We start from the raw sequence: 7,863 nt of genomic DNA on the forward strand, positions 1-7,863 counted from the left end.
GGCCCGCCCCTTGTTGGGCACGGACGGATCCTCATGCATCTCCGTCCCGATCCCATGCCCGCCGGACCCGTCCGCGATGCCGAACCCGGCCGCCCGCGCCGTCCCCTCGATCGCCGCCGCCACGTCCCCGATCCGGTTCCCGGGCACAGCCGCCGCAATGCCTTGCTCCAGAGCGGCCCGAGTCACCTCGATCAACCGCAGACCACCCTCGTCGGCCGCCCCCACCATGAACGAGATCGCCGCGTCCCCGCAGTACCCGCCAACCGTCGCCCCGGCGTCGACGGTCACGAGATCCCCGTCCCTCAACGGGGCCGCGCCCGGAATGCCGTGGACCACCACATCATTCACCGACACGCAGATGTTCGCCGGATACGGCATCGGCGCCCAAGCAGGCTTGTAGTGCAGGAACGGCGACGTAGCCCCGCACTCCTTGAGAACCCTCGCCGCCACCGCGTCCAGCTCCGCCAGCGCCACCCCGGGCTCCGCCACGTCCCGCACACTCGCCAGAATCCGCGCGACGACCCGCCCCGCGTCCCGCATGCGCTCCCACTCCCGTGGGCTTCGATAGGTCACCATGCGGAATATTTTAATACCAGTATTACAATGCTCGCATGGTCCGTACCCCGCTCACCGACGAACAGCGCGACCGCGGCAAGGCCCTAGGCCAGATCCTCCGCGCCGCCCGAGGCCCCCGCCCGGCCGCCGCCGTCGCCGCCGAGGCCGGCATCTCCCTCGACACCCTCCGCAAGATCGAACGCGGCGCCATCGCCGTCCCCGCGTTCTACACCGTCGCGTCCCTGGCCCGCGTCCTGGACCTCGACCTCACCGACCTCGCCAAGAAACTGGATGAATTCGACCGAACCATCCCGGAGTCAGCGGCGTCATAACACACGAGAGCGCGCCGGCCACTTCTGCGGGGGATGGGGCCGGCGCGCTCCTTGTATACGGGCGACTACCGATAGTTGACGAACTGCAGGGCCACGTCCAGGTCCTTGCCCTTCAGCAGAGCGATGACGTCCTGCAGATCATCCTTCTTCTTCGAGCTGACCCGCAGCTCGTCCCCCTGGATCTGCGCCTTGACGCCCTTGGGCCCCTCATCCCGGATGATCTTGCCGATCTTCTTGGCGTCCTCCTGGGCGATCCCCTCCTTCAGGGCCACACCCAGCCGGTACACCTTCCCCGAAAGCCTCGGCTCGCCCGCGTCGATCGCCTTCAACGAGATCCCCCGCTTGACGAGCTTGTCCTTGAGCACGTCCAGCACGGCGTTCGCCCGCTCCTCCGTGTTCGCCTGGATCTCGATCGACTCTCCCGACCACTTGATCCCCGCGTCCACGTTCCTGAAGTCGAACCGGTTCGCCACCTCCTTGGCGGCCTGGTTCACGGCGTTGTCGACCTCCTGCCGGTCGAGCTTGCTGACGATGTCGAAAGACGAGTCCACCTGGGCACAGCTCCCCTCTGCTCCCGGGCCTCCGCGAGAGGAGGCGGAACCGGGTCCTTATCTCCTACTACGACGACGAGCCGGAGCAGGTACCAGAGCGCGGATTCTACCTTGATGATCTAGTAGGCCCGCGGGCGCCGTTCGGGAGGTCCGATCAGCGGAACGGCGTTCAGACCCCCGCCGGCCTGTTCGCGTGGGGGCGCAGGTAGAACAGCCAGGTGAGCGCGCAGCACAAGGCATAGAAGGTGATGAACGCGATGTATGCGGCATCTGCGGACTTGTAGGCGATGAACGACTGGCGGAAGGCGACGTTGACCAGCACCCCGCCGAACGCGCCGATCGCACCGGCCACACCGATCACCGCGCCGGCCATGCGCCGCGCCTCATTCTCGGCGGCCACGGCGTCGCCGTCGCCGAGACCGCGCCGGGCCGTGGCGCGGAAAATGGCCGGGATCATCTTGTAGGTGGAGCCGTTACCGACGCCGCTGAAGACGAAAAGCATGATGAACCCCGCCAGGTACAGAGGCAGTGACTTCTGCCCGGAAGCGACCAGGACCAGGGAGGCCGCGACGGCCATCGCGACGAAGTTCCAGAACGTGAGCCTGGCTCCGCCCAGCTGATCGGCCATCCAGCCGCCGACCGGGCGGAGCAGCGAGCCGAGCAGCGGCCCGAGGAACGTCAGGTACGCGGCCTTGATCGGGGTGTCGAAGTCGGTCTGGAACTCGATCTGGAGCACCTGTCCGAAGGCGAACCCGAACCCGATGAACGAGCCGAAGGTGCCGATGTAGAGCACCGACATGACCCAGGTGTGCGGATTGTGGCACGCGTCCCGCATCGCCCGCTTGTCGTTGCGGGCCTGAGAGAGGTTGTCCATGTAGAGCGCCGAGCCCAGGGCCGCCAGCACGATCAGCGGGATGTAGATCCCGGCGATCAGCCCCGGATTCGAGTCGCCGGCCGTGGCCAGCACCGCCAGGCCGACCAGCTGGACCGTCGCGACGCCGAGGTTGCCGCCACCGGCGTTGAGGCCCAGCGCCCATCCCTTGAGGCGCTGCGGGTAGAACGCGTTGATGTTGGCCATCGAGGACGCGAAGTTGCCGCCGCCGACCCCGGCCGCCGCGGCCAGCAGGAGCAGCGTGGAGTAGGAGACGCCGGGCTCGGTGAGGAGCGCGATGAGCACCGAGGGCACCAGCAGCACGACCGCGCTGAAGATCGTCCAGTTGCGGCCGCCGAACTTGGCGACGGCGAAGGTATAGGGCAGCCGCAACACCGACCCGACGAGCGCCGGTACCGCGGTCAGCACGAACTTGCCCGCCGGGTCGATCCCGTACTCGGGCCCGAGGAACAGCACCAGCACCGACCACAGCGTCCAAACCGAGAAGCCGATGTGCTCGGAGAAGATCGATAAGACTAAGTTCCGGCGCGCGATCCGGGCGCCGCGGGCGCGCCAGAACTCCGGATCCTCGGGTCGCCAGTCATCGATCCAGCGCCCCTTGAGCCGATGACCCGCGGCCTTCCGCTCATCGCCCGTGGTGACGGTCATAGGGGACTCCTCATGGTCGTTGGGATGCCGCGACGCTAGGAATTTCGCCGCCGTGCTCTCCATGATGCGGCGGCGGAAATTCCGCCGCGCCGGACGCGAGTGGCCAGTGTGAGACGGGCACGGCGCCCATTCCCCGCAGGAACGCCTGACCTTCGTAAACGGCCCGACGTGAGGCACTGTTTACACCTGGCCACATGCAGAACCCGACCACGAAACTACGTCCACCCACGCCCGGACACACGACCGGACGCACTGCCTGTATTGACCTGGGAAGGCTTCGGACGGACGGCGTTCCCACGGCGGGTCATATCTCGCGAGGACGTGTCGGCCAACCGCGGTGGGTTGTGTCACGAGGCTGGACGGCCACCGAGATGCTCACCGTCCCGGACCGGCTGACCACCCCACTGCTGCGCCGCCGGCGGGACGCGCCACTGGACCCCTGCACCTGGGACGAGGCGCAGCGGGCTGACCAACGAGAAGGCCTACCACCTGGGGAAGTTCGCCCGCAACGCGCTGCGCACCTCCCAGCTCAACAACAACGGCCGGTTCTGCCTGTCGTCGTCGGCCGCCGCCACGGGCCGGGCCTTCGGCCTGGACCGAGGGCTGCCGGGCCCGATCACCGGCCTAGCCCTCGCCGACACGATCCTGCTCGCCGGGTCGACGTGATCGGGGCTGAGCCGGAAGTGTGAATGTAAGGACGGGGCGAACCGGACGAGGGCGTCCCAGTGCTACTGGACCGAGTCCGGAGGCTGCGGTGGTCGAGGCGTACGCCGAACCGTCCGGCTCATCTTTGGACGACGTGGCAGTACGGATCAAGGCCCCCCGTAGTGGCCGTCCCGCTCATGCTCTCCCGCGGGTATCACGCACTCATCGACAGACCCGGGCGGCTGTGTCCTGGGTCGGTGGTGTTGAGCCCGCTGGGGCCGCACCCACTGCCGACGGCCGCACTCGCTGATCGCCTGCGGGAGGACCCGGGCGGTGGGCCCTCCGGACAACACCAGCCGTGCCGAGCGGACGCTGCGGCGGCCGGCCCGGCACTGGCGGACGTGGCAGCCACCCATAGGAGAGAAGGAACGCGCCGGGTACTGGTGGCCTCATACCTGCTGGCGCCCCCGGCCGGATGCCGGAGTCGGGAGCCGAAATGGCGAGCGTGCCGCTCGGTGCGCACGACGCGCTCGCACGCCTGGTCCTGCGCCGCTTCGACGAAGCACGTGCCGGGTGGTCGCCCCATGGACGAGCCGAGGCCCCACCAGACGCTCGATGTCACACCCGCTCCCACCGTCCGCTATCCTTTCCAATGCCGTCGCGACAGCGACGCCACGGCGGGTTGCCCGAGTGGCCAATGGGAGCGGACTGTAAATCCGTCGGCTTAGCCTACCCAGGTTCGAATCCTGGACCCGCCACCCCACCAGAAACAGCCTCTGACCTGTGCCAACGGTCGGAGGCTGTTCGCGTTCCAAGGCCCCCGGCATGCAGCCAGATGCCACAGAATGCCGCCGGATGTCACTGGTCCCGGAATATACGCGGAACGAGTCCGAGCCTGTTCCCGCAGGTCGCGTCGGGAACGGCGAAGGGGCTTCGGCGTAAACCGAAGCCCCTTGAGGGTAGGTCGGATCAGTCATCGAGCGCATCAGCGATTCGCTGGTTCGCCCGGTCGTGCTGGCCCAGGATGCACTTCGCGTAGACCTGCAACAGGACCTTGACGCTATGGCCCGCACGTTCGGCGACCTCAGTTGCCGGAACTCCGGAGTTGAGCCACAGCGAGACCCCCGCGTGTCGAAGGTCGTACGGCCGCCGAGCCAGGGGAGAGGCGACCTGTTCCGGAGTGAAGGCCAGTGCCCGAGTCGCCGCCCAGACGTCGCCGTACGCCGTTGACCCGACGATGCCGCCCCGTTCGGTCTGGAAGATCCGCCCGTCTTTCGCCGTCCCGAACTCGGCGAGGTGTCCGCGGAGGATCTCCACCAGGACCGGCGGTATCGGGACCGTACGGACCTCGGCCAGCGGACGAAGCTTGAGGCCGCGTTGCTCGTGAGTCGACCCGCTGTCCGTCCAGCGTGACCCTGTTTCGGGGAGCGTTCGAGTCAGGACGAGGCGTCCCCAGCCAGTTGCCGGAAGATGGCAGTCGTCCTTGAGCAGCGCCACCGCCTCAGCCGGACGAAGCGCCGCGTAGTACATGCAGGCGTACAGTGCCCGCAGCCGCCGCCCCCTTCCTCGCTTGCCGACGTAGCTGACGGCAGTCAGGCACTCCCGCATCTGGCGAGGCCCGATCACTACGCGCCAGTCGACCTCTTCGGCGAGCTTGGGCGGAGTCCACTTGACCTTGTCGATCGGGTTCCGGTCGAACTCCTCCAGCTCTACTGCGTACTCGAAGGCGTTGTAGAGCACCGCACGCTTACGCGCCACAGTGGAGGCCGCCGCCGGTTTGCCGTCCAGACGTAGCGAGAGCGCGTTGAGTGCGGCCCGGACGTTGGCAGGCTTGGCGACGTCTGACATGTCCAGAGATGCCTTCTCCAGCCAGGTCAGCGCATCAGCGATCTCGACCGGGCGAGGTTTCTCCCGATCCTTGGGCGCCAGGTAGTAGGCCCGCAGCGCCCGCCGGAGTACTTCAGAGTCTGGTGAGTCCGGCGCATCCTCGCGTACCAGCGCAGGCGAAACCGTCGCGATCGTCTCGGTAAGCCCGTCGCGGCTGTTGGGTGCTGCCCCTGGCCATTTCATGTCTACGTAGGCCCGGCTGAACTCCAGCCATGTTCGAGCTGGCTTCTCCGCCGTCTCGTTCGGAAGCTTGGACAGCGGCAACCCGGATGCGATGTCGAACTCTTCGCCGTTCTTGGCAGCCTGCCGCAGGTCAGACAGGAAGTTTTTCGCTTGCGACGACCGCTGGAAGGTCTGCGACTTCTCCCGCCCGGCGACCGTCCACCGCACCGTGTACGAGATGACCTTGCCCGCCTTGCTCGACTTCGGCCCGGCTTTGTTCGGGCGGATCTCCCAGAACTTGACCTTGTACGACGTCCTCACGCCGCCTCCCGGAGCGTCCCAAGCCAGCGCATCAGCTCACTACGCCAGACGCGAAGCTCGTTGTTCGGGAGCCGGATAGCCTCCGGAGCCTTTCCGATCTCGCGCCAGCGGTAGAACGTCCGCTCAGACACGCCGCCCAGTTCTTCCAGGACCTGGGGGACGGTCAGGAGTTCATCGCGCCGAGTGCTCACGCTGCCTCCGCAGTTGCCGAAAGTTCTGGGGTGGGGTTGTTGGTCGCCGCGTCGAGCTGGCGGCGTCGTTGGATGCGTTCGTTGATGAGGAGGAGGAGTCGTTGTTCGGTGGGTTTCACGTCGGGGTCGCCGGGGCCGGCGCGTTCCCAGACGTGGATGGCGGTGGGGTCGGCGGGGTTGGTGACGGGGATTCCGGCCTCAGCCAGCCGCGCCAGGGCCCAGGCTTTGCGGTCGGCTTTGTGGTCGGCGAGGGTTTTGCCGGACCATTTGCGGGAGACCAGGACGCGGCGTCCGCCGTAGCCGAGGTGTTCGCGGCGGTGTGCCTTGCCTATGCAGAAGCCGGGGGTCATGCCTTTGCGGGGGTTCTTGGGCTGGATGCCGTAGCGCAGCCAGTTCGCGCACGTCGGTGAGCACGGTTCGTAGCGGAGTGCTTCGGCCATCCGGTCGACGTGTTCGCGCTGCGCCTCAGTTGTGGCCTGGTGGCATTCGGCCACACCTTTGACCAGGTATTTGGTGAGGTAGCCGATCAGCTTGCGGGATTCTGGAGTGTCGGCCAGGACGCCTTGCGCGTCGATCTGGCGTCCGAACCGGACCACGTGCAGAGGTTCGGCGTCCGGGTCTGCGCCGAGCGCGTCGAGGGCCTCATCCCAGGTGGGCAGGACTTCCCCGGTTGCCGGGTCGAGGTAGCCGCCGTTGTCCCCCGCCGCCGCATCCCAGACGGGCAGCCGCTCCCCCTCGAAGACCACGCGGTCGGTGGAGGGCCACCACACCTGGTGATAGGTGGCCGCGACCACCTGCCGCAGTTCCGCCCGCGAGATGGTTCCGCGAATGGCCATGTGCAGGTGCGGGGCCAGCCGCCGCTGTGGTTCGACGGTGGCGAAGTACTGCACGTCGTAGCCGACGAAGCGGCGCAGGTTCTGCACGAACCGGTCCACCAGCTTGGAGAAGTGCAACGCGTCCCGCGCCGCCCGCGCGTAGTCGTAGGACTCGGGGTCGACCGGGGTTCCGTCCGAGCGGACCCGGCCGTAGGAGTCCAGGGTGAGGGTGAGGAACAGCGAGGGCCGGAAGGTTCGGCCGTCCCGGCCGCGGAACACCTTGCCGAGGGTGCGGGAGTCGACCGGCCGCCTAGGAAGGTCCGGAGCATCTTGCCGCCGCCGGGTGGACCGGGTCCGCCGGCCCCTGAACTCCTCACCGGTCTTGAGCGCACCGCGCACGCCCGAGCGTTCGAGTTCGTGATCCAGGTCGCGGACAACGGCGTCCCAGAACTCGGCGTCTTCACCTTCCGCCGCGCCGTTCTGGGCCGCGTGGTCGCGGGCCGCCGCCGCGTGCGCGCGTAGCTCCATCCACGCGCGCTGTTCCTCATCGGGGTCGGCGCGGGTGATGACGGGTTCGGTGGTGAGGTGCCAGCCCTGGCGGCATTGGACCGCGCGGAGCTGGCGCTTGCGTTCGGCGCACGAGGGGCACACCGACGCCAGCGTGTGCCCGCAGGGGACATAGACCACCTCGGCCGCGCCCGTGGTCAGGTCGACGCGCCGCATGGGCACCGGCCGGATGCACACCCCGTGCTCGACCGCGACCGACTCCAGCACGCCCCGCGCCAGCGGAGGGAGTGTCTTGACCACTGGTTCCGGGTCAGGATCGGACGAGGCAGCGGCCGGGGTGGGGGCGAGGTCGGGGGC

The 7,863-nt window shown here is 68.1% G+C and carries 7 protein-coding genes, 1 tRNA gene and 1 pseudogene; 3 read left to right on the top strand and 6 right to left on the bottom strand.

Annotation, left to right across the window (positions count from 1 at the left end; translation table 11 throughout):
* A partial coding sequence (gene map / locus E1264_RS36900; protein ID WP_132181230.1) for a type I methionyl aminopeptidase occupies positions 1–576 on the bottom strand: 576 nt, incomplete at its 3' end.
* Positions 577–611: 35 nt separating this feature from the next.
* Here map and E1264_RS36905 point away from each other — a divergent pair.
* Positions 612–887 (top strand): helix-turn-helix domain-containing protein, encoded by a 276-nt coding sequence (locus E1264_RS36905; RefSeq protein WP_132181232.1) that lies wholly within the window; start codon positions 612–614, stop codon positions 885–887.
* A gap of 65 nt (positions 888–952) precedes the next feature.
* On the opposite strand, the gene E1264_RS36910 is transcribed toward E1264_RS36905, so the two are convergent.
* Positions 953–1,438 carry a YajQ family cyclic di-GMP-binding protein gene (locus tag E1264_RS36910; protein WP_132181234.1) on the bottom strand — a complete coding sequence of 162 codons (486 nt, stop codon included), beginning with the start codon at positions 1,436–1,438 and terminating at the stop codon, positions 953–955.
* 169 nt (positions 1,439–1,607) lie between these two features.
* A complete protein-coding gene (locus tag E1264_RS36915) occupies positions 1,608–2,978 on the bottom strand; it encodes a nitrate/nitrite transporter (RefSeq protein ID WP_132181236.1) in 1,371 nt (456 codons plus the stop codon).
* Positions 2,979–3,284: 306 nt separating this feature from the next.
* Between E1264_RS36915 and E1264_RS45705 the strand changes: the two are divergent.
* Together E1264_RS45705 and E1264_RS36925 are read left to right on the top strand one after the other, a co-directional pair.
* Positions 3,285–3,638: pseudogene (locus E1264_RS45705) on the top strand (nitrite reductase); the annotation flags it as partial.
* Between the two features lie 661 nt (positions 3,639–4,299).
* Positions 4,300–4,381: transfer RNA gene (locus E1264_RS36925), tRNA-Tyr, on the top strand.
* 211 nt (positions 4,382–4,592) lie between these two features.
* Here E1264_RS36925 and E1264_RS36930 read toward each other — a convergent pair.
* Genes E1264_RS36930 through E1264_RS36940 form a run of 3 tightly spaced genes read right to left on the bottom strand, consistent with a single transcriptional unit; the run spans position 4,593 to position 7,806 of the window.
* The gene (locus E1264_RS36930; protein ID WP_207936739.1) at positions 4,593–5,993 is read right to left on the bottom strand and encodes a site-specific integrase; all 1,401 of its coding nucleotides are present in this window, start codon (positions 5,991–5,993) and stop codon (positions 4,593–4,595) included.
* Positions 5,990–6,184 (bottom strand): helix-turn-helix domain-containing protein, encoded by a 195-nt coding sequence (locus E1264_RS36935; RefSeq protein WP_132181238.1) that lies wholly within the window; start codon positions 6,182–6,184, stop codon positions 5,990–5,992. Before E1264_RS36935 ends, E1264_RS36930 begins: the two co-directional genes overlap by 4 nt.
* Positions 6,181–7,806 (bottom strand): replication initiator, encoded by a 1,626-nt coding sequence (locus E1264_RS36940; protein WP_132181240.1) that lies wholly within the window; start codon positions 7,804–7,806, stop codon positions 6,181–6,183. Before E1264_RS36940 ends, E1264_RS36935 begins: the two co-directional genes overlap by 4 nt.
* Between the last annotated feature and the right edge of the window lie 57 nt (positions 7,807–7,863).

The organism is Actinomadura sp. KC216, from assembly GCF_004348535.1.
In the GTDB taxonomy this organism is placed as follows: domain Bacteria; phylum Actinomycetota; class Actinomycetes; order Streptosporangiales; family Streptosporangiaceae; genus Spirillospora.